The organism is Sphingomonas colocasiae, assembly GCF_019880585.1.
In the GTDB taxonomy this organism is placed as follows: Bacteria; Pseudomonadota; Alphaproteobacteria; order Sphingomonadales; family Sphingomonadaceae; genus Sphingobium_A; species Sphingobium_A colocasiae.
The window spans coordinates 206,911-231,889 of record NZ_JAINVV010000006.1; the positions used below are offsets into that span (position 1 = coordinate 206,911).

Annotated in this window: 27 protein-coding genes; 19 read left to right on the forward strand and 8 right to left on the reverse strand. The window is 64.5% G+C overall.

What is annotated here, in order from left to right:
• Nucleotides 1–15 precede the first annotated feature (15 nt).
• From K7G82_RS14220 to K7G82_RS14240, 5 genes are all read right to left on the reverse strand, one after another.
• Entirely contained in the window at nt 16–1,104 is a 1,089-nt protein-coding gene (locus tag K7G82_RS14220; protein ID WP_222990561.1) for an S-methyl thiohydantoin desulfurase family protein, read from the reverse strand.
• Complete coding sequence (locus tag K7G82_RS14225) at nt 1,101–2,639, reverse strand: hydantoinase/oxoprolinase N-terminal domain-containing protein (protein WP_246623559.1); 1,539 nt, start codon at nt 2,637–2,639, stop codon at nt 1,101–1,103. The genes K7G82_RS14220 and K7G82_RS14225 overlap by 4 nt, the downstream gene beginning before the upstream one ends.
• On the reverse strand, nt 2,636–3,718 hold the full coding sequence (locus tag K7G82_RS14230; protein ID WP_222990562.1) for an S-methyl thiohydantoin desulfurase family protein: 1,083 nt from the start codon (nt 3,716–3,718) through the stop codon (nt 2,636–2,638). The genes K7G82_RS14225 and K7G82_RS14230 overlap by 4 nt, the downstream gene beginning before the upstream one ends.
• A gap of 10 nt (nt 3,719–3,728) precedes the next feature.
• The gene (locus K7G82_RS14235) at nt 3,729–6,020 is read right to left on the reverse strand and encodes a TonB-dependent receptor (RefSeq protein WP_222990563.1); all 2,292 of its coding nucleotides are present in this window, start codon (nt 6,018–6,020) and stop codon (nt 3,729–3,731) included.
• An 89-nt stretch (nt 6,021–6,109) separates the two neighbouring features.
• Nucleotides 6,110–8,362, reverse strand: a complete 2,253-nt coding sequence (locus tag K7G82_RS14240; protein WP_222990564.1) for a helix-turn-helix transcriptional regulator — start codon at nt 8,360–8,362, stop codon at nt 6,110–6,112.
• Between the two features lie 492 nt (nt 8,363–8,854).
• Here K7G82_RS14240 and K7G82_RS14245 point away from each other — a divergent pair, with 492 nt between their 5' ends.
• From K7G82_RS14245 to K7G82_RS14315, 15 genes are all read left to right on the forward strand, one after another.
• Entirely contained in the window at nt 8,855–9,079 is a 225-nt protein-coding gene (locus K7G82_RS14245; RefSeq protein WP_222990565.1) for a hypothetical protein, read from the forward strand.
• 309 nt (nt 9,080–9,388) lie between these two features.
• Complete coding sequence (locus tag K7G82_RS14250; RefSeq protein WP_222990566.1) at nt 9,389–10,261, forward strand: universal stress protein; 873 nt, start codon at nt 9,389–9,391, stop codon at nt 10,259–10,261.
• Between the two features lie 113 nt (nt 10,262–10,374).
• The gene (locus tag K7G82_RS14255) at nt 10,375–13,308 is read left to right on the forward strand and encodes a monovalent cation/H+ antiporter subunit A (RefSeq protein ID WP_222990567.1); all 2,934 of its coding nucleotides are present in this window, start codon (nt 10,375–10,377) and stop codon (nt 13,306–13,308) included.
• Complete coding sequence (locus K7G82_RS14260) at nt 13,308–13,649, forward strand: Na+/H+ antiporter subunit C (protein WP_222990568.1); 342 nt, start codon at nt 13,308–13,310, stop codon at nt 13,647–13,649. Before K7G82_RS14255 ends, K7G82_RS14260 begins: the two co-directional genes overlap by 1 nt.
• Nucleotides 13,646–15,271: a monovalent cation/H+ antiporter subunit D gene (locus tag K7G82_RS14265; RefSeq protein WP_222990569.1), complete on the forward strand. Its 1,626-nt coding sequence runs from the start codon at nt 13,646–13,648 to the stop codon at nt 15,269–15,271. Before K7G82_RS14260 ends, K7G82_RS14265 begins: the two co-directional genes overlap by 4 nt.
• On the forward strand, nt 15,268–15,750 hold the full coding sequence (locus K7G82_RS14270; protein ID WP_222990570.1) for a Na+/H+ antiporter subunit E: 483 nt from the start codon (nt 15,268–15,270) through the stop codon (nt 15,748–15,750). Before K7G82_RS14265 ends, K7G82_RS14270 begins: the two co-directional genes overlap by 4 nt.
• The gene (locus K7G82_RS14275) at nt 15,747–16,028 is read left to right on the forward strand and encodes a K+/H+ antiporter subunit F (RefSeq protein WP_222990571.1); all 282 of its coding nucleotides are present in this window, start codon (nt 15,747–15,749) and stop codon (nt 16,026–16,028) included. Before K7G82_RS14270 ends, K7G82_RS14275 begins: the two co-directional genes overlap by 4 nt.
• Nucleotides 16,025–16,390, forward strand: a complete 366-nt coding sequence (gene mnhG, locus K7G82_RS14280) for a monovalent cation/H(+) antiporter subunit G (protein ID WP_222990572.1) — start codon at nt 16,025–16,027, stop codon at nt 16,388–16,390. Before K7G82_RS14275 ends, mnhG begins: the two co-directional genes overlap by 4 nt.
• An 84-nt stretch (nt 16,391–16,474) precedes the next feature.
• Complete coding sequence (locus tag K7G82_RS14285; protein WP_222990573.1) at nt 16,475–17,326, forward strand: SDR family oxidoreductase; 852 nt, start codon at nt 16,475–16,477, stop codon at nt 17,324–17,326.
• A 71-nt stretch (nt 17,327–17,397) separates the two neighbouring features.
• Complete coding sequence (xth, locus tag K7G82_RS14290) at nt 17,398–18,201, forward strand: exodeoxyribonuclease III (RefSeq protein ID WP_222990574.1); 804 nt, start codon at nt 17,398–17,400, stop codon at nt 18,199–18,201.
• Nucleotides 18,202–18,270: 69 nt separating this feature from the next.
• Nucleotides 18,271–18,690 (forward strand): VOC family protein, encoded by a 420-nt coding sequence (locus K7G82_RS14295; protein WP_222990575.1) that lies wholly within the window; start codon nt 18,271–18,273, stop codon nt 18,688–18,690.
• A gap of 16 nt (nt 18,691–18,706) precedes the next feature.
• The gene (locus tag K7G82_RS14300; RefSeq protein ID WP_222990576.1) at nt 18,707–19,576 is read left to right on the forward strand and encodes an alpha/beta fold hydrolase; all 870 of its coding nucleotides are present in this window, start codon (nt 18,707–18,709) and stop codon (nt 19,574–19,576) included.
• A 111-nt stretch (nt 19,577–19,687) separates the two neighbouring features.
• Nucleotides 19,688–19,996, forward strand: a complete 309-nt coding sequence (locus K7G82_RS14305) for a hypothetical protein (protein WP_246623562.1) — start codon at nt 19,688–19,690, stop codon at nt 19,994–19,996.
• Nucleotides 19,997–20,184: 188 nt separating this feature from the next.
• Nucleotides 20,185–20,880, forward strand: a complete 696-nt coding sequence (gene gntA, locus K7G82_RS14310) for a guanitoxin biosynthesis heme-dependent pre-guanitoxin N-hydroxylase GntA (RefSeq protein WP_222990577.1) — start codon at nt 20,185–20,187, stop codon at nt 20,878–20,880.
• Nucleotides 20,870–21,457, forward strand: a complete 588-nt coding sequence (locus tag K7G82_RS14315; RefSeq protein WP_222990578.1) for a DUF1989 domain-containing protein — start codon at nt 20,870–20,872, stop codon at nt 21,455–21,457. Before gntA ends, K7G82_RS14315 begins: the two co-directional genes overlap by 11 nt.
• Before the next feature lie 49 nt (nt 21,458–21,506).
• Here K7G82_RS14315 and K7G82_RS14320 read toward each other — a convergent pair whose 3' ends face one another.
• From K7G82_RS14320 to K7G82_RS14330, 3 genes are all read right to left on the reverse strand, one after another.
• Nucleotides 21,507–21,803 (reverse strand): GNAT family N-acetyltransferase, encoded by a 297-nt coding sequence (locus tag K7G82_RS14320; RefSeq protein WP_222990579.1) that lies wholly within the window; start codon nt 21,801–21,803, stop codon nt 21,507–21,509.
• An 86-nt stretch (nt 21,804–21,889) separates the two neighbouring features.
• Entirely contained in the window at nt 21,890–22,468 is a 579-nt protein-coding gene (locus tag K7G82_RS14325; protein WP_222990580.1) for a hypothetical protein, read from the reverse strand.
• A 14-nt stretch (nt 22,469–22,482) separates the two neighbouring features.
• Nucleotides 22,483–22,812 (reverse strand): hypothetical protein, encoded by a 330-nt coding sequence (locus K7G82_RS14330; protein ID WP_222990720.1) that lies wholly within the window; start codon nt 22,810–22,812, stop codon nt 22,483–22,485.
• A 196-nt stretch (nt 22,813–23,008) separates the two neighbouring features.
• Here K7G82_RS14330 and K7G82_RS14335 point away from each other — a divergent pair, with 196 nt between their 5' ends.
• From K7G82_RS14335 to K7G82_RS14350, 4 genes are all read left to right on the forward strand, one after another.
• Complete coding sequence (locus K7G82_RS14335) at nt 23,009–23,293, forward strand: hypothetical protein (RefSeq protein WP_222990581.1); 285 nt, start codon at nt 23,009–23,011, stop codon at nt 23,291–23,293.
• A 70-nt stretch (nt 23,294–23,363) separates the two neighbouring features.
• Nucleotides 23,364–23,930 (forward strand): ATP-dependent Clp protease proteolytic subunit, encoded by a 567-nt coding sequence (locus tag K7G82_RS14340; RefSeq protein WP_222990582.1) that lies wholly within the window; start codon nt 23,364–23,366, stop codon nt 23,928–23,930.
• A gap of 60 nt (nt 23,931–23,990) precedes the next feature.
• On the forward strand, nt 23,991–24,242 hold the full coding sequence (locus K7G82_RS14345; protein ID WP_222990583.1) for a DUF6894 family protein: 252 nt from the start codon (nt 23,991–23,993) through the stop codon (nt 24,240–24,242).
• A 2-nt stretch (nt 24,243–24,244) separates the two neighbouring features.
• The gene (locus K7G82_RS14350; RefSeq protein WP_222990584.1) at nt 24,245–24,964 is read left to right on the forward strand and encodes a Crp/Fnr family transcriptional regulator; all 720 of its coding nucleotides are present in this window, start codon (nt 24,245–24,247) and stop codon (nt 24,962–24,964) included.
• The last annotated feature ends 15 nt before the right edge of the window (nt 24,965–24,979 follow it).

Here is a 24,979-nt window from a genome sequence, read left to right on the forward strand (position 1 = left end):
CAATGCGTCCCCGGGTCATCGGCCCGCGCCAATGGGCAGATAATCACAGGGATAACCGAACGCGCGCGGCCCCACTCGGTCCAGCGCGACCGGCGTACGCAACTGGGCCGGCGCCTCGATCACCAGCACACGGACATTCTGCCCGTAGCGGATCGCATCGGACGTCAGGGGCGCCAGCGTGTCCGCGTCGACAACCGCGATGATGTCGGGTGTCGATGCGACAAGGCTGCCGCCCTCGAATGCCATCAGGAACTCGTTCTGGAAATCGATCCGCAGACTGCGCGATCCGCCCGCCACGCGGATCTCCACATGCCCCCGGTCGAAACCCTCGCGCGTCGCGCGTTCGCATTCGCTGACCCGGCCGGCGAAGATCTGGGCGACGGTGATGTCCCGTTCTTGCCGCAACGTGCAGGTCAGCGCGTCCAGTCGCGCTTGCGCTCCCGCTGGTTCACCGATCGCCCGGCCGATCGACCGCGCCAGCGACAGCGTCCCGGGCACCGCATAGGCGCGCACTTCGTTCGCTTTCAGCGGATAGTCGACCGCGAATGCCATGCTGCCCATGAGAGTCGCGACCGCCCGGCCAATGTCCTCGGCGCGTGCATTGCTCGCGCGCTCGATGGTGACGACATCGCCCGCCTCGCTCGTCAGCACTGTCGGCAGGCAACTGACTCCATTGAACGCAAAGGTGACGTGATCCGCACGCGGAAAGGCCCGGCCCATGCCGTCGCCATCGACCACCGGCAGTCCCGTCAGCGCCGACGCGATCAACGGAACCATGCCGTTCATGCCACCGATCTCCGCGGATATCAGCGCCCGCAACGGCCCCTTGAGCCGCCCCCGCATCGCATCGATGGCCGCCACCATCTCGCTGCCTTCGAAAAGCTTTTCCGACAGCACCACCGGAGCGCCCATATAGCCGACATTGACGGTGAAACCGTCATCGTCGAGGGTGTCGGCATCGATAATGGGTATGCGGTGCCCTTCGGCCAGCAGAGCGCTCAACAGGATGACCGCACAATAGGTGTCACCGCCTCCGCCCGACCCCAGCATCGTGCAGCCCCGCGCGATCGGCGCGATATCGGCCTGGCTGAGAAGCCAGCTCATGCGTCGGCCAGCTCGCCGGCGACGCGCACGCGCAGCCGCCGCGCGCCCCCGGGCATATAGGCAAGCGGGAGATCCTCGACATCCACGGTCTTGAGCGATTGGGCGCATGCTCCCGCCGCGACGGCGCGGTCGCGCGCCTCCTCGGTTGCCGCCGCCAGCGCGGCCTCGCGGGTCATGTCGGTGAAAACCCGATCCACCTCGCCGCAGATCTGCGCCATCGCGGCCCCCACGGCATTTGCGACGTCATGATGCTCGACGAAGACCACTTCCGAGACCCCGGCGAGATCCTCGGGGATGAGGAAAGCGCCCCCCCCGACGGCTATGACGGGCAAATCGCCGGCGCGCGTCTTCATGCTCTCGATGCCGTCTTCGAGCATCGAGCGGACGGTTCCGTCGAACGCGGACAGCAGCGCTCCCCCGATATCGGCGACACCCACCGCATCGCCGATCCGCGCCCTGCCGGCGGCGACCGCCATGTCGGTGGCGGTGAGTTGCCGCCCCCCGAACACGCGCGCATCGCTGGTCAGCCGATAGCCGACGCTGTCGGGTCCCAGCCGGAAGGGGTCGGTGCGGATCCGCGTGCCGCCGCCCAGCCCCAGGCACAATATGTCGGGCATGCGGAACAAGGTGCGGACCCCGCCGACTTCGACCACGCCATTGGCTTCGCGCGGAAAGCCGTTGACGAGCATGCCGATATCGCTGGTGGTGCCGCCGACATCGATGACCATGCCGTCGGAGCGGCCGCTCAGCAGGGCGGCTCCGCGCATCGAATTGGTCGGCCCCGACGAAAAGCACAGCACCGGCGCCTGTTCGGCCAGTTCTGCGGGCATGACAGTGCCGTCATTCTGGGTGAGGAAGAGCTCGGCCGCCAGGCCGCTCTGCGCGATCGCCGCGCGAAAGGCGGTGATGGTGGTGCGCGCCAGTTCGAACAGCGACGCGTTGAGCAGCGCCACATTCTCCCGCTCGAGCAGGCCGGTACGACCCAGGTCGCTCGACAGGCTCACCCGCACCTGCGGGCATAGCCGCTCCATGATTTCCGCCGCCGCGCGCTCATGGTCGCTGCGCAACGGCGAGAACACGCCGGAAATCGCAGCGGCGGGCACCCCCGAATCCGCGATCCGACGCGCGACATCCTCCATCGCCGCCTTGTCGAACGGCGCGATCTCGCGGCCATCGACCTCATAGCCCCCTGGCAGCAGATGGACATCGGCGCGGACTTCATTGCGGAGATCGTCCGGCCAGTCGATGAAGGGCGGGATGCTCGACGATGCCGGCAGGCACAGGCGCACCGCCGCGACGCGGTTGAGCCGCTCCCGCTCAACCACCGCATTGACGAAATGGGTGGTCCCGATGACGACGGCGCGCGCCGACCGTGTTTCCGGGCCGGCCCGTTCGACAAGCGCGGCCAGCGCGTTGCAGATGCCGGTCGTCGCATCGGCCGTGGTCGGCGTCTTCACCGCCGCGACGACGCGCGTTCCGTCGAGCAGCGCGGCATCGGTATTCGTGCCGCCGACATCCAGTCCTATTCTCATCATGTCCGATCGCCCTGTTGCCGGTGTGGCGTGATGTGGTCGAAATCATAGCCGAAGGCTCTGGGCCCAACGGCGGCAATGGCGCGCGGCGTCAGATGTTCGGCCATGGCGGGCAGCGAGACGATCGCGACCTGCCGGGCATAGCGCAACGACTCGGTACCGATCGGCTCACCCGTCGTCAGGTCGAGCAGGCATAGGAGGTCGGGCACCGTCGACAGGATCTCGCCGTCACGACGGGCGACCAGATATTCGTTCTGGAACGCCACCTTGATCGGCGGCCCGCTTACGCCCGGCATGATCGTCGCCTCGCCACGGACGAAGCCGCCCTCGATCCGTCGCTCGACATCACTGATCCGCCCCCGGCCCAGCTCGCATCCCTCGTTTTCCGCCAGCAGCCGCGCGACGACATCGTCATGGGCGCGCTGTGCGGCGCGGATCGTGTCGCCGATCCGGATCGCCCGCGAATAGCTGCCGATCACCGCATTGCGCTTGATGAAGCCGGCGGTGGCCGGCGTCGCGATGCCCGCGACCGATCCCAGCGCGGTCGCAGCCGCGCGCACCAGGATCTCGGTCCAGTCCGCGTCCGCGGCCCGGGAAACGATGATTTCATTGGCACGGATGTCCGACAGGACCATCGGCGCCATGGTCGCGCCATTGATCGCGAAGCTCGACATGTTGATCTGCGGAAAGGACCGGCCGAGTGTATCGCCGTCGATCAGCGGCAAGCCCAGGCTGCCCGCGACGAGAACCGGGATCATCGCATTGAGGCAGCCGATCTCGCAGCCCATCACTGCGTCGAAGTCCCGCCCCAGATAGCGGGACAGGCCCCGCGCCGCGCCTACGAAATGATCGGTATCGACCAGCCGCTCCAGCATCACCAGCGGTGCGCCGACCATCGCGACCATCGCGACCAGGGCATCGTCGTCCATGCTCTCTGCCGGCACCATCCGAACCCTGGCCCCGCCGCGCAGCATCTCGCGTGCATGCAGATGTTCAAGATAGGGGAAGGATCCGCCCCCCGCGCTCAGCACCGCCGCGCCCATGGCGAGGCTGTGCAGCGCGTCCTCATCGATCATCGTCATGGGACGGCGATCAGAAGACGAACCGGCCGGACACGCCGTAGAGCCGCGGCGGCGCGTAGATGTTCATCGTCGCGCCGTTCGTCGTCTGATAGGGGACCGCCGCGACGCTATAGGCCTTGTCGAACATGTTCTGGACGAAGGCGGAGATTTCCCAGGGGCCATCGGCCGGGCCGAAGCTGATACGCGCATTGGCCAGCGCATAGGCCGGCTGGCGCGTCGCGGGATAGTCGATCAGATTGAGCCGGGTCGCGCTCAGCCATTTCACATCACCCTGCGTCGTCAGACGGTACTCTCCGATCGGCCAGACCTTGCGTCCATACAGGGTCAGCGTCCGCTTCGGCGCGTTGGGCAACGCCTGGCGGCTGAGCGTGACCGTGCCCGCCAGCGGGTTGAGCACCTCGACCGGATCGGTCCGCGTGTCGAGCAGTGCTCCCGCCGCACCGATATCCAGCGTCGAAGTGACGCGTGCCCGCGCCTCCAGCTCGGCGCCGTAGATCCGCGCGTCGCTGTTGAAGGTCAGCGTCGACGTGCCGAGCTGGCTGAACAGCTGTACGCCCTTATAATCGTAATAGAAGAGGCTGCCGTTGATCGTCAGCCGCCGGTCGACAAGGCTCAGCTTGAACCCGGCTTCATAGTCGGTCAGCACCTCGTCGTCGAAGCGCGTCTGTGCAACGGTGTAGAAAGCGGTGGTCCCGGCATTGAAGCCGCCGGCCTTGGTGCCGCGCGAAACGCCGGCATAGAGCAATGCGTCCGCGGACGGTTCGTAGCTCAGCTGGATCTTGCCGTCCCAATTGCCGGTCGACCGCACCGGCCGCGCACCCGGCACCGATGCATTATAGCCGGTGCCCTGGACGATATCGGGATTGTCGAGACCGAAAATCCCGCATCCGGCACCCAGGCAGGCGGTGCGATAATCGATGGTCTTGCGATCCCAGGTGTAGCGCAGTCCGCCGACAAGCTTGAGCCGCTCCGCCAGCCTCACCTCGCCCTGCCCGAAGAACGCGATCGATCGTGTCCTGAGCGTCCAGCGGTTCGATGCGAGTGCCTGAAAATCCGGATCGGTCGGATAGAAGCTGAAGCCGCTGTCATATCTGCCGTGGATATTCAGATAATAGGCACCCAGCAGCCATTGCCCCCAGTCGCCCTTCCCGGTCAGCCGCAACTCCTGCTGGACGTCGCGCGCCTTCGCCCCCTGTTCGAACCGCAGATAATCGAGCGACGTGCCGTCGGAATCCTCGTCGCGATACGCCTTGTCGAGATGGCTGTAGGAGGTGACCGACGTCAGCGTGATATCATCCGACAGCTTCAGATTGGCGGTGAGCGTGGCGCCATAGCTGGTCCGCTTCAGCCCGCCTCCATCACGATCATTCTGGATTGTATAGCGGCCGCCGGCGGCGACGTCGCCGCTCAGGCAGTCGGTGGCGCCGGCACCGACCCCGGTGCCGAAGAAGGCAGAGCAGAAAGCCGCGAAATCGGGCCCGCTGCCATTGACGTAGAGCCCGGTGACCGGATCGGGATAGCCCGGTTGCGCCCGGTTCGGAATGGTCGACACAGTGTCGCGCGAATAGCGGGCGATCAGCCCGATATCGCTGCCCCCAGCGAATTCCTTGTAGAGCTGCCCGCGCGCGCTCACATTGTCGCCGTCGCCTTTGCGGGTGCCGGTGGTGATATTGCGAAAATAACCATCATGCCGGTCGCGCACGACGCTCAGGCGGCCCAACACACCGCCACCGATCGGCCCGCTGATCGCCCCTTCGGCGCGCAGCGCCTTGTAGTTGCCGTAGGAAAGCTGGCCATAGCCCGAGAGTTGTTCGGTCGGCCTGGCGCTGATCAGCTGGACGACGCCGCCCGTCGCATTCCGCCCGAACAATGTTCCTTGCGGACCGCGCAACACCTCGACCCGTTCGAGATCGAAGAGGTTGGCGCCCACCGCGCTCAGATAGGGGACATAGGATCCGTCGGTGAACACCGCGACCGGCGATTCCTGGTGATCGCTGAAATCGAACTGCGAGACGCCGCGCAGCGTGAAGATCGTGAAGACCGGGTTGCCATAATCGCTCACCGTCAGATTGGGTACGATCCTGCCCAGCGCGACCGAGGATATGATGTTCTGTTCGCGTAACTGCGCGGCAGACGCCACCGCGACCGAGATGGGCACATCCTGCAGATCCTGCGCGCGCTTCTGTGCCGTCACGACGATCACCTCGTCGTCGGCGGATGTCGCCGGGTCCTGGGCGAGAGCCGGCGCGGCGGCAAGAAGCGAGGTTCCGGCGAGCAGGATGCTCCAATGCGGTGCGGACATGGCTGACGACCCCTTGATGACGTGCATCGACAGTGGACCGGTGCGGCCTCAAAGCCATTGAGGACGGAACGTAGGGGGTATTGAATTGATTAGTAGGGGGGCATGATCGCCAACCCCGCTTCATGAAGTCTGGCGCAGGCCTCTTCCCGGCTGCCGACGTTCATCTGTGCGTAGGCGCGCTTGAGATGGTAGCGCACGCCATGCGGGGACAGCCCGAGTGCCAGCCCGATCTCCTTGTCGGTCATGCCTTTCGAAAGCGCGGTCAGCACTTCTCGCGCGCGTGGCGTGAGGAGATGATCCGCCGCAGCGGCATGACAGCCGTCCGACCGGCCGATCGCGGCCGCCATTTCGGCGCGCATGCCGCGATTGGCCGGATCGGCGAGAGAAGCGTAGCGTGCCTTGCATCGGCCGAGATCGTTGATCACCGCATGGGACATCCCGGCCGCCAGCAGCAGGGCTGTGCCCTGGTCCGGTATCGCCTGGTCGAGCAGGGCGCGCGCCTCCAGGCATGCTTCTACCTCCCGCCAGGAACGCACCAGAATGTCGTTGCTCTCCAGCGAAGCGTAAGCGGATATCGCGTCGCGCGCGGCGGCTGTGTCTCCGCCCAGCATGTGAATGATCGCGCGCTGATGTTCGATGACGAAGACCAGCGGCTCGACGCCCTCGCGCCGCGCATAGAGCAGCCCGGCGTCGAGCAGCGCCACCGCGCCCTGGGCGTCGCCCGCGAGCATCAGTTTTTCCGAGTAGGTCCGGAAAGCAGCGGCGAAGAGATCGGGCCATCCCTCCAGCGACGGAAGCTCGCGACAGATTGTGCGCAGCCTGCCCATCGCGTCGAATTTGCGCGGATCCTCCTCATGGTCGAGCTCGATGAGGAAGGTATCGAGCACGACGCGCAGCCTGACATCGGCGCGAAGCACGTCGCGATAATCGCGCGCGATCCGGTTGAAGATCTCGCGCGCCAGCGATCGTCGCCCCGCGATCGCCTCGATCACCGCCAGGTCGCAATGATGGTAGAAAGTCGCATAGCGGCCTTCAAAATCGCGGCATGAGGCGATACCGTCGAGCGCGGCCGCGCGTGCCTCGGCGATCCTGCCCATACTCTGGGCGGCCTGTGTCCTCACCGCGGCGATCCAGCTGCGGGCCTCAGGTAACCGCGCCGACCAGCGTTCCGCCAGCTGCTCCATCAGGACCAGGTCGCTTGGCGAAGCCAGCTTGCCCTGGTGAATATTGAGCAGCGCCTTCGCGACGAAGAAATGCGCATTCTCCTCGGCGACGAGAGACGGCTTTGTAGAAACGGCCTTCCCCGCGACCTTCTCGACGAGCAAATTCGCGTCGTTGATCCGACCGTTCTTCAGCAGGCTGATCGCACAGGCGCTGGCGATGCGGATGTCTCGCTCGACGACATCGGGCGGGATCAGCTGGATGATCTTCTCCAACTCGGAAATGCCCTGTCCCAGAAAGATCTCCAGCGGATCCCACGCATCGATGATGCTGGCGATGCATGCGTCATCGCCGATTTCAACGGCGAAGCGCATCGCCGCGACATAGTCGGCCCGGTCGAACAGGTCGGCAAATGCCGTTCGCCTGATCGCGACCGCCTCACCGGGCATCGGATCGGGCGCCAGGCGGGCGAGCAGCGGATTGACCGACAGGCCCAGTCCGTCCCGAACCTGGTTCGCCGCGACCAGCGTCAGGTCCGTCAGCCGCGACAATGATGCCGCGCCGCCCAGGCGTCGTGCCAGCGGAAGGTCGAACGCGCGCAATGCGGTGAGCTTCGTCAGCAAGCCAAAGTCGTCCTGCGTCAGCAGCGGTGCCAGATGCTTGCGGGCAAACGCCCCGATCAGGGCGTCCGCCATCGCGGGCGTGATCGAACAGCGATATTGATCGGTCAGTATATTGACCAGCCTCGGCCAGCCCTGTGATTGTCGCAGCAGTGCCCGCGCACGACGCATCGAAATGCTGCGTCCGCACAAGTCCTTCACCTCTTCGAGGGTGAAACGAAGATCGGTGGCACCGAGTGCGAGATCGGCATGGCCGGCAAGCGTCTCGTCGGCGATGCGGAGCGAGCAGATGATCGAGAGATTGCGTGGAGCCAGCCGGAACAGGGGCTGGAGGACACTGTCGCGTATCTCCGCGCCCCACCGATCGACATCGTCGAGGATCAGGCAAAGCTGGGTCTCTCGAGCAGCGACGGCGGCGAGGAGACCCTGCACGGCACGACCGAGTGCCTGCTCCGCCAGTTCGAACAGCGGCTGGTGATCGATCTCCAGGCCCGCCGCCAAATAGGCGACGATCGTCGCCGGATCATCGACCGGATCCGCGGCGAGCCAGGCGGCATCCATGCCTCCGCGCCTCGCCCGCCGGAATCGCTCCGACAAGAGACCGGTCTTTCCGAAGCCCGGGGGTGCGGCGACGACTATGCGCCGAACGCCCGGGGTCGAAGTCGCCGCTAAAAGTCGAGGCCGCTCCGCAGAGGGCCCCAGGGAGGATGCTGGTCTCAGCCTGTCCCGGATTAGCCAGGATGGCGACTGCCCGACAGGTCGCATCAGCCGAGGCTAGGGAGACGCGACGAGGATTGCAATCGCGACGGCATCAAACGTACCGGCCTTGTCAGCTCCAACGGAAATCCTGTTCGCGCCGGTCGTCCGCATCCAGCGCGACCGCCGGTCGCACCGGGCATTCGCCCCTGTCCGATGCCCGCCGGAACCCGTCCGACGGTTTGCGATCAAACGGACGGCCCAGGCACGAGGTGACCGGCAGCTTCGGTCCGTTCGACAGGCGGGCCGCCGGAACGGAACGGCCGCCGGACGGTTCATCTGACGAAGGAGTCGGACATGCATCACGAGCGCGCAGACGGGGAAGACGTTATCCACGTATCGACGACCGAGGCTCGCAGCGCCTCGCGGAGCCGGCTCAATCGCAACGTTCTCTTGGTCAGTTTGCCCCTTGTGGTGCTCTTCCTGGCAGCGATCGTGGTCTTCGGTTTTCTGGACACGTCCCAGTCCGGGGCTGATGATGTGAACGGGGTCAACCGTGCGCAGTCTGCACCCGCCTCCTGATCGCGATGCATAACAGGCAGCGCGATGAAGCGTGCGATCACCCGGGCACCTCGGTCCGCCATTGAGCAGCCCCCAAGGGACGGCGCGGGATGCACCGACTGAACATCGCTTTTCACAAGGACGTCCGATACCGTTCGAGACCAACCCGGCCCGGGGCGAACGTTCGCCGACCTCCGACAATGCGCCCGGACATGCGACGATGGCGACTGTTCCGTGCGGTTGCCGCGAAGTCGCGGACGACCGGAACGACCTCGTGGCGGCATCATTCCACAGTCGATGCCCATTGGCTGACTTACCCGAAGGACGATGATGGAACCGACGACGAGCGGCGAATTCCCGCGGACGCTTCTCCTGGCCACCGACCTGAGCTGCCGCTGCGATCGTGCGCTCGATCGTGCAGTCGGGTTGGCCAGGGCCTGGGGCGCGCGCTTGATCGCGGCAACGGTCATCGAACCCGACCCCGGCGAATTCATGGAAAGGGACCGCCCGACGCGCATGACGAAGGCGGAACGTGCCAGACGGACGCTCGAATCGTATCTGGGCGATACGGACCTGCCCGTTGAGATCATGGTCGCGACCGGCGAGCCGGCTGCCGAACTGCTGTCGATCAGCGAAAGCCGAGGTTGCGATTTCCTCGTCACCGGAATTGCGCGCAACGACACGCTGGGCAGCCTGCTGCTCGGCGGCACCGCGAAACGCCTGATCAGCAACGCCACCGTTCCCGCTCTCATCGTCCAGGAACGCGCAGCAGGCATTTACCGGAACATCGTTGTCGCGGCCGGCAGGACGGATGTTGCCCAGGCGGCGATCCTGGCTTCGGCGCGATTGTTTCCCGAGGCGCGCATTACGCTCCTCCATGCGCGCGATGCCCCCGTCGCAGCCGGAATTGCGCCCGATTCGGGGAACAGCGAGGACCAGGCACTGGCCGACACCATGCGCGCGGACATCTCCGCGGACCCACGGATCGGAGCCGAGCTCGGCGCTCGCCTCGAGGTGGTGGTCGCGGCGGGCTCGATCGAGAGCCTGATCGGCGAATTCACCGAGGACCACGCAGCCGATCTGACCATTGTCGCAAGTCGCGGTCGTGGCGCGATCTTCGAGGCGCTTGTGGGCAGCACCGAACACAAGCTGCTCGACAGTCATTCGGGAGATCTCCTCATCGTCAGGAGTGGCCGAAACTAGCGCCGGAATCGGCCAAAAGATCGGGTGACCATCGCCCACCGCTTGCCCCGCAGCGTCAAGCCTCTCTAAGGCAGGAGCCACGCCCAACCGTCAGCAGGAGGTCTCGTTCATCCATGCACGACACGCACTATCTGCTGGCGGTGCTCTGCCTCCCGTTCCTCGGAAGCGTGATCGCAGCGGCATTGCCCCAGGCCGGCCGGAACTGGGCGTCGGCGATTGCGGGAACGATCGCACTCGCGGGTTTTGCGCTTGTCGCCGCCTTTTACCCCGCCGTCGCCGCGGGCGAGGTCATTCGCCACCAAGCCCCCTGGCTACCCTCACTCGGCCTCCAGTTCACGCTGAGGCTTGACGGCTTTACCTGGCTGTTCGCGCTGCTAGTCCTGGCGATCGGCGCGCTGGTGATCCTTTACGCACGCTATTACATGTCGCCGAAGGACCCGGTGCCTCGGTTCTTCGCTTTTCTCCAGGCATTCATGGGCGCGATGCTTGGCATCGTTCTTTCGGGAAATCTGATCCAGCTCGCCTTTTTCTGGGAATTGACCAGCCTCTTCTCCTTCTTGCTCATCGGATATTGGCACCACAACCAGGGAGCCCGCGACGGCGCAAGAATGGCGCTGATCGTGACCGGCTTCGGCGGCGTCTGCATGCTGGTAGGCTTCCTCCTGATCGGCCGGATGGCGGGAAGCTATGACGTCGATGCCGTACTCGCGGCCGGGCCGGCGATCCGTTCACACGAAGCCTATCTCCCGGCCCTGATCCTCGTCCTTCTCGGCGCCTTCACGAAGAGCGCGCAGGTTCCCTTCCACTTCTGGCTCCCGCACGCCATGGCCGCGCCGACGCCCGTCTCGGCCTATCTCCACTCGGCGACGATGGTGAAGGCCGGCATCTTCCTGCTCATACTGCTGTGGCCCGTCCTGTCGGGCACGGAGAGCTGGTACCTGATCGTGACGACCGCAGGGCTTGCCACATTGCTGGTCGGCGCCTGGTCGGCCATTTTCCAGCAAGACCTCAAGGGCCTGCTCGCATATTCAACGATCAGCCATCTCGGCCTGATCACGCTGCTGCTCGGGCTCGGCAGCCCGCTGGCCGCCGTCGCGGCGATCTTCCACACGATCAATCACGCGACCTTCAAGGCCTCGTTGTTCATGGCGGTCGGCATCATAGATCATGAAACCGGCACGCGCGACTTCAGGCGGCTAAGCGGCCTCGCGAAGTTCATGCCCGTCACGGCGACCCTGGCGATGGTCGCAGCCGCGGCAATGGCGGGGGTGCCGCTTCTCAACGGGTTCCTGTCGAAGGAAATGTTCCTGGCCGAAGCGCTCGAGGCCCATAGCGGAACGGTCATCGACGTCGTCCTGCCGTATCTCGCGACACTCGCAAGCGCGTTCAGCGTTTTCTATTCGATCCGCTTCATTCACAAGACCTTCTTCGGACCCGCGCCGACGAATATCCCGCGCATACCGCACGAGGCGCCGCACTGGATGCGTGTACCCATCGAGATCCTGGTGCTCGCGTGCCTTCTCGTCGGCGTCTTGCCAGCTCTCACCATCGGCCCATTTCTCGGGATCGCGGTCGAAGCGGTGCTCGCCGAACGGACCCCCGCCTACAGCCTCTCGATCTGGCATGGCTTCAATCTTCCGCTGCTCATGAGTGTCACCGCCCTTGTCGGCGGAGGGCTTGCCTATTCGCGTTTCGGCTCCCGCCTCGACACGATCGAGCGGTCGCCGGTGATCGGTCGGCTCAGGGCGAGACGCACGTTCGAGGCGGTGCTCGCCGCGATCGTCGATACGGCTCGCGCACTTCACCGGACGCTCGGTACACGACGCCTGCAGGTCCAGCTGCGCCTCCTCATCGGCACCGCGATCCTTCTCGGCTCGCTGCCCTTCCTGTTCCTCGGCTACAGCGTCGGCCCCGTCCCGATCAGCCTGATCGATCCCGTCTTCGCGCTTCTCTGGCTCATCGGCGGCCTGTGCGCAATCGGTGCCGCATGGCAGGCCAAATTCCACCGGCTGGTCGCATTGTCGCTGATCGGCGGTGCCGGACTGGCGACCAGCATCAGCTTCATCTGGCTCTCGGCCCCGGACCTCGGCCTGACGCAACTCCTCGTGGAAATCGTGACACTCGTGCTTCTTCTTCTGGGTCTGCGATGGCTTCCCCTCCGCAAGCCGGATGTCTGGACCCAGGCCCGGGTGCCGCTCATGGTCCAGCTGCGACGCGCCCGCGACCTCATCATCGCGCTCCTCGGCGGGCTCGGAATGGCGGCCCTCTCCTATGCGATGATGACGCGTCCGCGCACCGACAGCATCTCGCGCTATTTCGTCGAAAATGCCTATCCCGAGGGCGGCGGCGCAAATGTCGTCAACGTGATCCTCGTCGATTTCCGGGGCTTCGACACATTGGGGGAGATCACGGTCCTCGCCATCGTGGCATTGACGGTCTTCACGCTCCTGCGCCGCTTTCGCCCGGCGCCTGAAAGCATCGAGCTCCCGCATCAACAGCAGCGTCAGAACGATTTCGACCACGCCGAAGAAGATCGCGCCCACGGCGACACGCTCGCGCATTATTTGTTCGTGCCGCGGATCATCATGCAGTGGCTGTTCCCCTTGATCCTGACCTTCTCCGTCTATCTTTTGATGCGCGGACATGATCTGCCGGGCGGCGGCTTTGCCGGCGGCGTGACAGCCTCGATCGCGATCCTGCTCCTCTATATGGCGGGCGGGACGCGATGGGTCGAAGCGCGCCTCGACATCAGGCCGCTCAGATGGATCAGCGCAGGACTGCTGATCGCGGCCGGAACCGGAGCAGCAGCCTGGCTTTTCGGCCGGCCTTTCCTCACAAGCTATTTCACCTATCTGCCGGTGCCGCTGATCGGCGACGTTCCGGTTGCCAGCGCCCTGGTTTTCGACATCGGCGTGTTCACCGTTGTCGTGGGAACGACCGTACTGATCCTGATCGCGCTCGCGCACCAGTCAATCCGGTCGCCGCTCAAGAAGAAAAAGCCGGCCGGCGAGGTGAACCTGGTCGATGCGCCGGAAGGCGGAAACTGATGGAAGTCGCGCTCTCCCTCGCCATCGGCATCCTGACCGCCTCGGGGCTCTGGCTGCTGTTTCGTCCCCGCACCTTTCAGGTCATCCTCGGGCTCTCACTACTCTCCTATGCGGTCAACCTCTTCATTATCGCGGCGGGTCGCCTGCGCACGGATGCCCCTCCCATAGTCGGCAAGGGACCAGCGGACGCGGCCGCCTATGCCGATCCGCTTCCCCAGGCGCTGGTCCTGACAGCAATCGTGATCTCGTTCGCGACGACCGCGCTGCTGCTCGTCGTACTGATGGCCTCTCGCGGGCTGACCGGAACCGACCATGTGGACGGCGAGGACGGCGAGGCATGACGCAATGGTCCGATCATCTGATCATCGTCCCGATCGTGCTGCCGCTGGCGGCGAGCGCATTGACGCTTTCTCTCGACGAACGCCGCCGCGCCGCGAAACGCGTGATCAGCCTCGGCGTAGCTGCGCTGATGGTCGCAGTCGCGGTCGCGCTCATCTGGTCGGCACGCGAAACCGGCCCGGTCGCATATCGGCTCGGCGACTGGCCGTCGCCGTTCGCGATCGTCCTCGTCGCCGACCGCCTCTCGACGATGATGCTGTTGCTGACCAGCGTCCTCGGTTTCACGTCGCTTTACTATGCCACTGCGCGATGGGATCGGTCCGGCCCGCGCTTCCACACGCTCTTCCTGCTGCTCCTCATGGGCATAAACGGCGCGTTCCTGACCGGCGACATCTTCAATCTGTTCGTTTTTTTCGAAGTGCTGCTCGCCGCGTCGTACAGCCTGATCCTGCACGGGTCGGGGACGGAACGCACAGGCGCAAGCCTCCACTATATCGCCATCAACATAGCCGCGTCGCTGCTGTTTCTCATCGGCGTCGCCCTTCTCTATTCCGTGACCGGCACGCTCAACATGGCGCATCTCGCGCTCAGCCTGGCTTCGGCCGACCGGGAAAACCTGGCGCTTGTCGAAGCCGGAGCGGCGATCCTCGGCGTGGCCTTTCTCGTGAAGGCGGGGATCTGGCCTCTGAGCTTCTGGCTACCCCGCACCTATGGTGCTGCCTCGCCCCCGGTCGCGGCGGTGTTCGCCATCATGACCAAGGTCGGCATCTACGTCATATTACGCCTGTCCTCCCTTCTTTTCGGAAAGGAATCCGGGGGGGCGGCGGGCTTTGCCAACGAGACCCTCCAGCTCGCCGGCCTCGCGACCATGCTGTTCGGGATTCTCGGGATTCTGGCCGCACGGCAGCTGACCCGGGTGGCGGGTCATTACGTCCTGGTCTCCTCGGGCATATTGCTTGCCGCGATCGGCATAGGCGGCGAAGCGCTCACCGCGGCGCTGCTCTTCTACCTTGTGAGCTCGACGCTGGCGGTCAGCGCACTATACCTGATCATCGAGCCGGTCGAGCGCAATGCCGACGAGGAGGACCTGATCGGGGGCATCGCCGAGCCGGTGTTCGACGATGAATATGTCGGCGCTATCGAGGAGAAGGAGGACGAGGTCGGCATCGTCATCCCCGGCACGATCGCCATTCTGGGCGGCGGCTTCATCTTTTGCGCCCTTCTTCTGGCCGGTCTGCCGCCACTGTCGGGCTTCATCGCCAAGTTCGCGCTCATCGACGCATTGTTCCGCAACGTCGAGATCGCGCCCACGCACTGGATACTGATCGTCCTGATCATCCTTTCGGGACTCGCAACGATGATCGCCATGACCCGCGCCGGGATCGACCGGCTCTGGACGCCGGGCGAGGACTCGCCGTCGCGCCTGAGCCTGATCGAGGTCACGCCCATCGGCTTGCTGCTTCTGGTCTGCCTGGCGCTGATGCTCACTGCCGGGCCCGTCATGGATTTCATGCAGGCAACCGCGGAAGCGCTTCAGGATCCCACGGGCTATATCAGCGCCGGCGGACCCGGGGGCACGGTCGGCGATCCGGGCAAGGCCGCTGTCTCAGGGCTTCGGAGATGAAGCGCCTGCTTCCCTTTCCCCTGCTGGCCCTTGCGCTGCTGGTGATGTGGATCCTGCTCACGGGCTTTTCCCCGGGGCATGTCCTGCTCGGCGGCGTGGTCGCAGTCCTCATATCACGAACGATGCTGTCGCTCCGACCGGACGCAGCGGGCTACAGACCAGGTCTCGCGGTCATCCGCCTGGCCGGCATGGTCTGCGCCGACATCCTTCGCTCGAACATCGCAGTGGCCCGGATCGTCCTTTTCCGCCGTACCGACCGCAAATCCGGGTTTCTCCACCTGCCGACCGGGCTTCGCAATCCCCATGCGCTCGCGGTGCTGGCGGTCATCATCACCGCCACGCCGGGCACATTGTGGGTCCAGCACGATGCGCGCAGGCATGTCATTCTGATCCACGTTCTCGACCTTGTCGACGAGGAGGAATGGATCAGATTGATCAAGGACCGATACGAACGCCTGCTCATGGAGATCTTCGAGTGAGCCTGCTGATCCTGGCGCTCGTCATCACGACGTCGCAAATCATCCTCGGACTTGCAATGATCTTCGCCGCCTATCGCATGCTGCGCGGCCCGCGCGCGCAGGACCGGGTTCTGGGTCTCGACGCGCTTTACATCGGCGCGATGCTGCTTCTCGTCACCTACGGCATCCAGACCGGCCGAACGCTCTATTTCGAGGCCGCGCTCGCGATCGGCCTGCTCGGCTTCGCCGGCACCGTGGCGCTCGGCAAGTTTCTCATGCGCGGCGAGGTCATCGAATGATCCAGGCGCCCGACCTCCCGATCTGGGCCGCCATCGTCGTGGGCCTTCTGCTGCTCGCCGGATCGACGATCACGCTCATAGGCACGTTTGGCCTGCTGCGCCTGAAGACCTTCTACGAGCGCGTCCACGCGCCCACGCTCGGCACGACTTTGGGAGCGGGCCTGATCCTCGCGGCGTCGATACTGTGTTTCACCGTCCTGTATTCACGGCCCGTCATTCACGAAATCCTCATCGGTATCGTGGTGACGCTCACCACGCCCGTTACCCTCATGCTGCTGGCCCGTGCCGCCATATACCGCGATCGCACCGAAGGAACGTCGCCGGTTCCGCCCGACGCCCTGACGAAGGACCGCGACCAATGAGATGCTGGCCGGTACGCCGTTCGTTCACGCGTCGGAGAACTCCCGGGCCCCTCAAAGAGTTCTTCATCCAGAAGGAGAGCCCGGATGACCGAGATCGACCAGATGATCCATGAAGATGCCCTGCCCGGTCATGAAAGCCGGCTGGAGCCCAAGCCCGACTGGCGGCCGCGCTACAGGGGCTCGGACCGGCTCGCCGGCAAGGTCGCGATCATCACCGGCGCCGATAGCGGCATCGGCAGGGCGGTCGCCGCGCTCTATGCGCGCGAAGGCGCCGATATCGCGATCGTCTATCTGCTGGAGGACGACGATGCCGCTGAAACCAGACGCATCGTCGAGGCCGAGGGCCGAAGCGCGATCACCATTCGCGGCGACATCGGCGAGCGCGATTTCGCCGACGAGATCGTGAATCGGACGATCGAGGCGTTCGGCCGGATCGACATAATCGTCAACAATGCCGGCGAGCAGCATCCGGACGAGGACATCACCGATATCACCGAAGCGCAATTGCGCCGGACTTTCCAGACCAACATCTTCGGCATGTTCTTCCTGGTCCAGGCGGCGCGGCCGCACCTGAAGTCCGGCGCCGCAATCATCAACTGCACCAGCGTCACCATGTATCAGGGCAGCAAGGAACTGCTCGACTACAGCTCGACCAAGGGCGCCATAACGGCGTTCACGCGCTCGCTCTCCGAAAATCTGATTGGGGACGGCATTCGCGTGAACGCGGTCGCGCCGGGCCCGATCTGGACACCGCTCAACCCGTGCGGCGGCGCAAGCCCGGAGAAGCTCGAACATTTCGGCGAGCAGACGCCGATGGGGCGTCCCGGCCAGCCGAACGAGGTGGCGCCCGCCTTCCTGTTCCTCGCCTGCGAGGATTCGAGCTACATGTCGGGACAGGTGCTCCATCCCAATGGCGGGACGATCGTCAACGGTTGAGGCGCCGCCGGGGCCAAAGAGGCAGATCTCCGACACCGCCATCCATGCGAGGACGGTAGCGACATCGCAGCATGAAGATCGCGACCTATAATGTGAACGGGGTGAATGGCCGCCTGCCGGTGCTGCTGCGCTGGCTCGAACTGGCGCAACCCGACATCGTCTGCCTTCAGGAATTGAAGGCGCCCGACGAGCGCTTCCCCGACGGGCCGATCCGCGATCTCGGCTATGATGCGGCCTGGCACGGCCAGAAGGCGTGGAACGGCGTCGCGATCCTCAGCCGGATCGGCGAAATCCACGAAACCCGGCGCGGTCTGCCTGGCGACACGCGCGACAGCCACAGCCGCTATATCGAGGCGGCGGTGGGCGGCGTGCTTGTCGGCTGCCTCTATCTGCCGAACGGCAATCCCCGGCCGGGGCCGAAGTTCGACTATAAGCTCGACTGGTTCGCCCGGCTTCACGCGCATATGGCAACGCTTGTCGGCCTGGATGCGCCCGTGGTCATCGCGGGCGACTATAACGTCATGCCGACCGAGCGTGACGTTTACGCCCCCGAACGCTGGCTGGACGATGCGCTCTTCGCGCCCGACGTCCGCAAGGCCTATGCCCGGCTCCTCGGCCAAGGATGGATCGATGCGCTCCGCCATCTCCATCCGGATGCGACGATCTATACGTTCTGGAAATATCTGCGCCACGCCTTCGAACGCGATGCGGGTCTGCGCATCGATCATCTCCTGCTCAATCCGGTGGCCGCCAGACGGCTGACCGCAGCTGACGTCGATCGGGAGCCCCGGCGCTGGAAGAAGACCAGCGATCACGCACCGGTGTGGATCGAACTCGCGGAAACACCCGCTCGCCGGCGACGCTCCGGCAGATAGGCGCGGGAAACCTTGGTTGCGGACATCGGTTGTGAAGGCGTGTCCCAAAGCCCCCGAGGAGCAGACGCCGTGGCGGAGCTAGTCCCCCAGCTCGAATTCGACGGACAGTGCCGCGAGGCGTTCGAGCGCTATGCCGCGCTGTTCGGCGGCGAAATCACCGTCATGAACACGCTGGGCGAAACCGGGGACGTGCCCTTGCCGCCGGGCTCTACCGCCGGCGCGCCCGACATGGTCCGCTTCGCCGAACTGCGACTGGGCGACACCCGGCTTCTCGGGAACGATCTTCCCGCCGATCAATATGCGAGTCCGCGCGGCTTCAATCTGGCGATGCATTTCGAGACAGCCGATGAAGCGCGCCGGATTTTCGACGGCCTGGCGGATGGCGGCTCGATCAGCGTCGCCCCGACGAAAGTCGCATGGGCCGCGCTGTTCGGCATGGTCACCGACCGGTTCGGCATCCCCTGGCTCATTCTCGGCTTTGAGGACTGAACAACTGGAGGTGGAAATGGACACCCGGGTACGTCATCATCATGTGCGTGTCGGCAATGTCGACGCCTTTTACCGTGAGGCGGGGCGGAAGGGCGCGCCCGTCCTGCTCCTGCCCCACGGCTATCCCTGCTCATCCTATGAATTCCGCAACCTGATGCCCCGCCTGGCGGACCGCTGGCATCTGCTGGCGCCCGACTATCCCGGTACCGGCTATAGCGGGACGCCGGACGATTTCGATTATAGCTTCGACGGATACGCGGCCTTTCTCGACGCATTCGTCGAGACCCTGGGGATGAACCGTTTCGCGCTCTATCTGCACGATTTCGGATCGCCGATCGGAGCGAGGCTGGCGATCAGGGACCCGGATCGCGTCGTCGCCCTCATCATCCAGAATGGCGATATCCCTTATGAGGACGCGCTCGGCCCCAAATATGCCGAGATCGAAAAGAGCTGGGCACTTCCTCCAGACGAGATGCGCGCGCAATTGCGCGAGGCCATCTCGAAGGAGGCATTTCGCGAGGAGTTCCTGAACGAGGTCGGCGGCGATATCGCGGACACGATCCCGCCCGATCTCTGGACGCTCCATTGGTCGCTGATGACGCCGAAGCGGCAGGAGATCGCGGTCGACCTGATCGCCGGGCTCAAGGCGAACCGAGAATGGTTTCCGGAGCACCGCCGCTATCTGAGTACGCACCGGCCGCCGACGCTCATCGTCTGGGGCCCGCAGGACGGTTATATGCCCGAGATCTCGGCCCGGGCCTATCTGCGCGATCTGCCCGACGCCGAACTTCACCTCCTCGACGGGGGGCATTGGCTGCTCGAAACCAATCTCGACGACGTCGTGCCGCTGATCCGCGACTTTCTCGAACGCGTGCACCCGGCATAGCGAATTCCATCGCGCGCGGACCTTGCGCTCTCGGATCATGATGGAACAGGCACCACCCCCCGGCGGCTGCAGCCAGGCAGAACCCTCGCGGCAAGCGTTCGGAAGGATATGATGAATGTCGCCAAAACCAGCGTGATCGAACGGATTGCCCGCGTTCCGGCGGCGCAGCGACTGAGCGGCAATGCCGACGGCAGTCAGCCATCGGCGGCGCCCGATGTCGATGAAGCCTGGCCCGATTATCAGGCCGACGCCATCGCCGTCCTGAAGACGATGCGGGAAGCCGATGAAGACATGGCCGCCGTCGGTGATCCCGCAACCTGGGAACGCATGATCGCGGCCGCGCTGGGCACGCCGCTCGATACGCCCGATGCGTTCGACCCACCGGCATCTGGCAACGATCCCCTGCACGATGATCCATGAGCGCCTGATCGAGTGACGCCCCGATCAGGCGCTCATGATCATATCGTCAAATCCCGCAGCGGTTCGGTCTCCGGCTTCGCCCAAACCGGTGCCGCTGGCCTGCCCTTGCCCAGCCTCTGCGCTCACAATCAACATAGGTTAAACCAATAAAATGAAACAATTTATTCGACATCAACGTTGTGCGCGACATGCTGAAACCAACCAATGATCTCAATCATCCCCTCGCCCGCGCGTTCCAGTCCTTCATCAAGGCGGACAACTTCCCCTGTGTCGGCGCCAAATCGGCGCTCGCACGTGGAAAAATGCGCTTCGTCGTCGGCAAGGAGATCGGATCGGCCTGGGACGATCTGCGCATCTATCCCAATCTGCTCGACCTGGTTCAGGACTATCGGGCCGATCCGGCGCTGTTTCAGTCGCTCGTCGTCCTGTTCGAGAATGACGCGGCGCTCGACGAGGCCGCATTCGAACGCAATCTCTGGGCACGGCTTCAGTCGCTCAGCGACAAGGACGAATGGCTTGGGCAAAGGCCCGATCCGCGCGTCAGCGCGGATCCCGACGATCCGCACTTTTCCCTGAGCTTCGGCGGCGAGGCGTTTTTCGTTGTGGGCCTTCATCCGCACGCCAGCCGGCCGGCGCGTCGCTTCCAGCGCCCCGCGCTGGTCTTCAATCTTCACGACCAGTTCGAACGGCTGCGCGAACAGGGGCGTTACGAGAGACTCCGCGAAGCGATCATCACACGGGACGTCGCATTGGCCGGTACGCCCAACCCGATGCTGGCGCGGCACGGCGCGATATCCGAGGCACGGCAGTATAGCGGCCGACAGGTCGGGCCGGATTGGCAATGCCCGTTCCGCAAGCGCAAGGAAGAACAGGATGCCGCATAGGATTCCCCCGCGCACCGGCGTCGCATTCGAATTGCCGAAAGGCGCGCTGCTCTCGGTGATCGACCCGAGCGGCGAACAGGTCGCCGACCTGCTCGCCTTCCGGCGCGACGATGTGCGCGAGGTGCTGTCGTCGGGGCGAACGCTCGATTATGCCGGCCGCATCTACCTCACGACCGGTCACAAGCTTTACTCCAATCGCAGCAATATATTGCTTGAGATCGTGCATGACGATGTCGGCCGGCACGATTTCCTGCTCACGCCATGTTCGAGCGATACGTTTCGCATCATCTACGGTGATGACGATCCGCACCATGGCTGCTTCGGCAATCTCGCATCGGCGCTGGCCCCTTATGGCGTTACGCCGGATGATATTCCGGTCGCTTTCAACTGCTTCATGAACGTGCCGATCGATCCGGTAACCGGCGCCCTGCGCGTCGATCCACCGCTCAGCGTCGCGGGAGATCGCATCGTCTTCAGGGCGGAAGACGATCTCGTTATCGGCCTGACCGCCTGCTCGGCGCCGCAGTCCAACAATGGATCCTTCAAGCCGATCGATTACGAGATCGCTTGCCTCTAGGCGGAGCTCCTCTTTCCGCGGTCAATCGGTCGATGAAGGGCATCGCCCGTCACCCCGGTGCATCGGTCGCCAGAAGGTCCTGTTCCTCGGGATGCCGGTCGAGATAGGCGGATACGAACGCGCAGAGCGGAACGACCTTGAGGCCTTGATCCCGAACGTCCGCAAGCGCGCCCTTGATCAGCCGGCCGGCAAAGCCCCGGCCCTGCAGTGCCTCCGGTACTTCGGTATGGGTGAAGATGATCGCGCCTTCGCGACGCTCGTAACGTGCAATGCCGAGGCCGCCGTCCACCTGCAATTCGTAACGGGTGGCATCGATATTGTTTCGCACTTCAGTTTCGTTCCTCATCCAGTCGTTCCTTCCCGCGATACCGACGGATCATATGTTCTGACGGGTCTGGACGTGCTCAGCATCGTCCTGCCTTCGGCAGGTCGTCACAGTTGCGCACGCCAAACCCGCACGGCGCGCTCATGGCTGGATTTCACCCGATCAAGCTTGTGCTGCAGCGCCGCTCGTTCCCGATCATGGCGGAGCCCGAGCGAAGCCTTTTGTCGTTCGACCCGCGCCAGTTCGGCCGCGATCTCGCGCATTTCACGACGCTGTCGCGCCGCCAGTGCATCCAGCTCCCTTTCGAGCGCATCCAGCTTTTCGCGGGATGGCCGGGGTCGACGTCTCGGAGATGATTTTCGGATCGACGCACGCGGTTTTTCCGCTGGGCCGGATTTCTCGGTCGTATCTCTGCCCCCGACGGCTGCTTCGGGATGCCGTCGTGCTCGATCTCGCGGCAGTGCCGCAAGATGCTCCGCGGCCGTGCCACGTGTGCGCCGGATCACTTCTCCAGGTTTTTCGAGCGGCTCGGCGGCCAGCCTCGGATCGCTCACCCGCTCCGCCACGCCACGCGCGAACAAATCCGCGTCCGCGCCCCAGGCGGCCAGCGCTGCCTTTTGGCTGGGTGCGGCGACATAGGCATCATGAAATCCGATGGGCGTACGGAAGACTTTCAATTTCACCATATGACCGACCGGCCTCAGCTTGGTATGTCGCGATCCAGCGTATCGCGCGGCCGCATCGCATCACCCGGCGCCTGATGCCTGGTGGAGATATTCTCCTTCGGCGGCTCGCTGTCCCGGGCAGACGGCGGCGATGGTGCGGGATCGGGATCAGGCCGTGGCTGGGCCGCCCCCTCATTGGCCTTGTCGATCCGGTCCTGCTCTTCATAAAGGCGCGCCGTGGCGCGCTCGGTACGCTCCTCCTCGGCGGGGGAACGTCGATTGTTGAGGATCGCCCAGATCAGCACCACGCCCAGAAGAATGGGTCCGCCGATCGTCACGAGACTCCAGATCCAGCCAGTGTCCATCTTGTGTCTCCGTCTGCGTCGAAACAAGACGCGGCGGACGTGCCGGATGTTCCATGCCGTCTGCGATCCGGCGATCATTCACGATGCGCTGCAACTAACCCAAGTTAAATAAAGGATATTTTTGAAGCTGCTGGGAACTTCGAGGCAGGTCTGCCGCTTCTTCGCGCCGCTGGGTGGCACAAGTGAGGAGATCATCATGAGCGACAATCGCAACGATCCCATTATCGGGCGCGACGAGCGCGACCGCGAGGCCGAATTCGGCAATGCCGAGGACAGTCAGCGCAAGGATACGCAAAACACGCGTGAGGATACCGAGCTTGGCGGCAAGCAAGGCAGCCAGTCCGAAGGAGAAGGCGGCGCGACCAATGTAGAGGATGACGGCGAAGGTGCGTTCGGCGACGAGGGCGAAGAGGATGACGACGCGCTCATCCCGAATACTGAAAGCGGAAACAACACCGGCTTCGCGCGCAACGGCGACTGACGGAGACGACTGGCGCCGGAGTGCTCCGGTACATGCGGAGCACTCCGGCGTCTCGACCAGGGGACGTTGCATGACCGAAAAATTGGAGCCATCGGCCTTTCGCGCGCCCGCCATTCTGCTTTCCGGGGCGATCGACGACGCCATGTATGGCCGGTTCAGGGATCAACTCACTGCGGCACCGGCGGAAGGACTGGTCGTCGTCGAGCTTTCCACCCTTGGCGGCGATCCTGAAATCGCGCGCATGATGGGTGAGGACGTCCGCTTCCACAGTGATCTCGAGCCCGAACGCCGGTTCGTCTTCCTGGGCAAGGCGGCGATCTATTCGGCGGGTTCGACCTTCATGGGTTTTTTCACCCGCGAGAATCGTTACCTCACGCGCGGGACGAGGCTGATGATTCACGAGCGGCGGCTGTGCAAGACGCTCTCGCTCGACGGTCCGTTGACCAGCTGCCGTGCACCCGTGCAGGCGGCACTCGCCGAGATCGAAAGTTCGATCGCCATCCAGCGCGAGGGGTTCGAGAATCTCGCGCGCGGTTCGCGCGTCACGATCGACGAAGTCGTCAGGCGCGCCGCGTCCGACTGGTATCTGGAAGCCGCGGAAGCCGAGGCGCTCGGGCTGATCGCAGGCGTGATCTAGCAAGGATCGGAACGATGGCGCCGAGGGCCGCGTTGATCCATCAAAGTCAGAGAGGTGACGATGCCGCGCTTCTTTCTTCATATTCATAATGGCCATGGGCTGGTGCACGATGAGGAAGGCTCCGACGCGCCGGATCAGGCGGGCGCGCGGGTCCTGGCTCTCGACAGTATCCGGTCGATCGTCGCGGAAGAAGCGCGTGAAGGCCTGATCGACCTGACGGGGCGCATCGCTATCGAGGATGAGGACGGTAATCCGCTGAGCGACGTCTGCTTTCCGGACGCCTTCGAGCTGCGAATGCCGGCGAACGGCTGATCATGGTCGAGGCACTTCTCCTCGCCCTCCGCGCGCGTGACGCGATCGATCCGGATGAAGTCGCGATCGTCGCCGGGCTGGTGGATGAAGTCGCGATGGTGCCCGCGAAACGGACGGTGTTGAAGCGCGGCGTCCCGCTGTCGCATTCGATCCTGCTGATCGAGGGCATGATGTGCCGCTACAAGGATATGCGCAACGGCAGCCGCCAGATTTCCGCAATTCATGTTCCCGGCGATTTCCTGGACTTGCACGGCTTCACGCTGAAGCATCTCGACCATGACGTGATGGCCCTGACGGCCGCGAAGGTGGCCTATGTGCCCCACGACCGGTTGACGCGCATGACCGAACAATACCCCCATCTTACCCGGCTGTTCTGGTTTCTCACCAATCTCGACGCCGCGATGCACCGGGAATGGGAAGTTTCTCTCGGCCAGCGCTCCGGCGCGGCGCGAACCGCCCATCTGTTTTGCGAGCTGTATACGCGGCTCGCACTGGTCGGGAAGGCGGAACCCGATGGTTTCGCATTTCCGATCAACCAGACCGAACTCGGCGAATGCCTGGGCATGACCTCCGTCCACACCAATCGCGTATTGCGCGACCTGCGCGAACGCGGTTTGCTTGATTTCCGACGGGGCGTGGCGAAGCTGCTGGATCCCGAGGGCCTGAAACGCGTCGCCGAATTCGATCCCGCCTATCTCTATCTCGACAGCCGCCCGCGTTAAGAATCTCCGATGAAC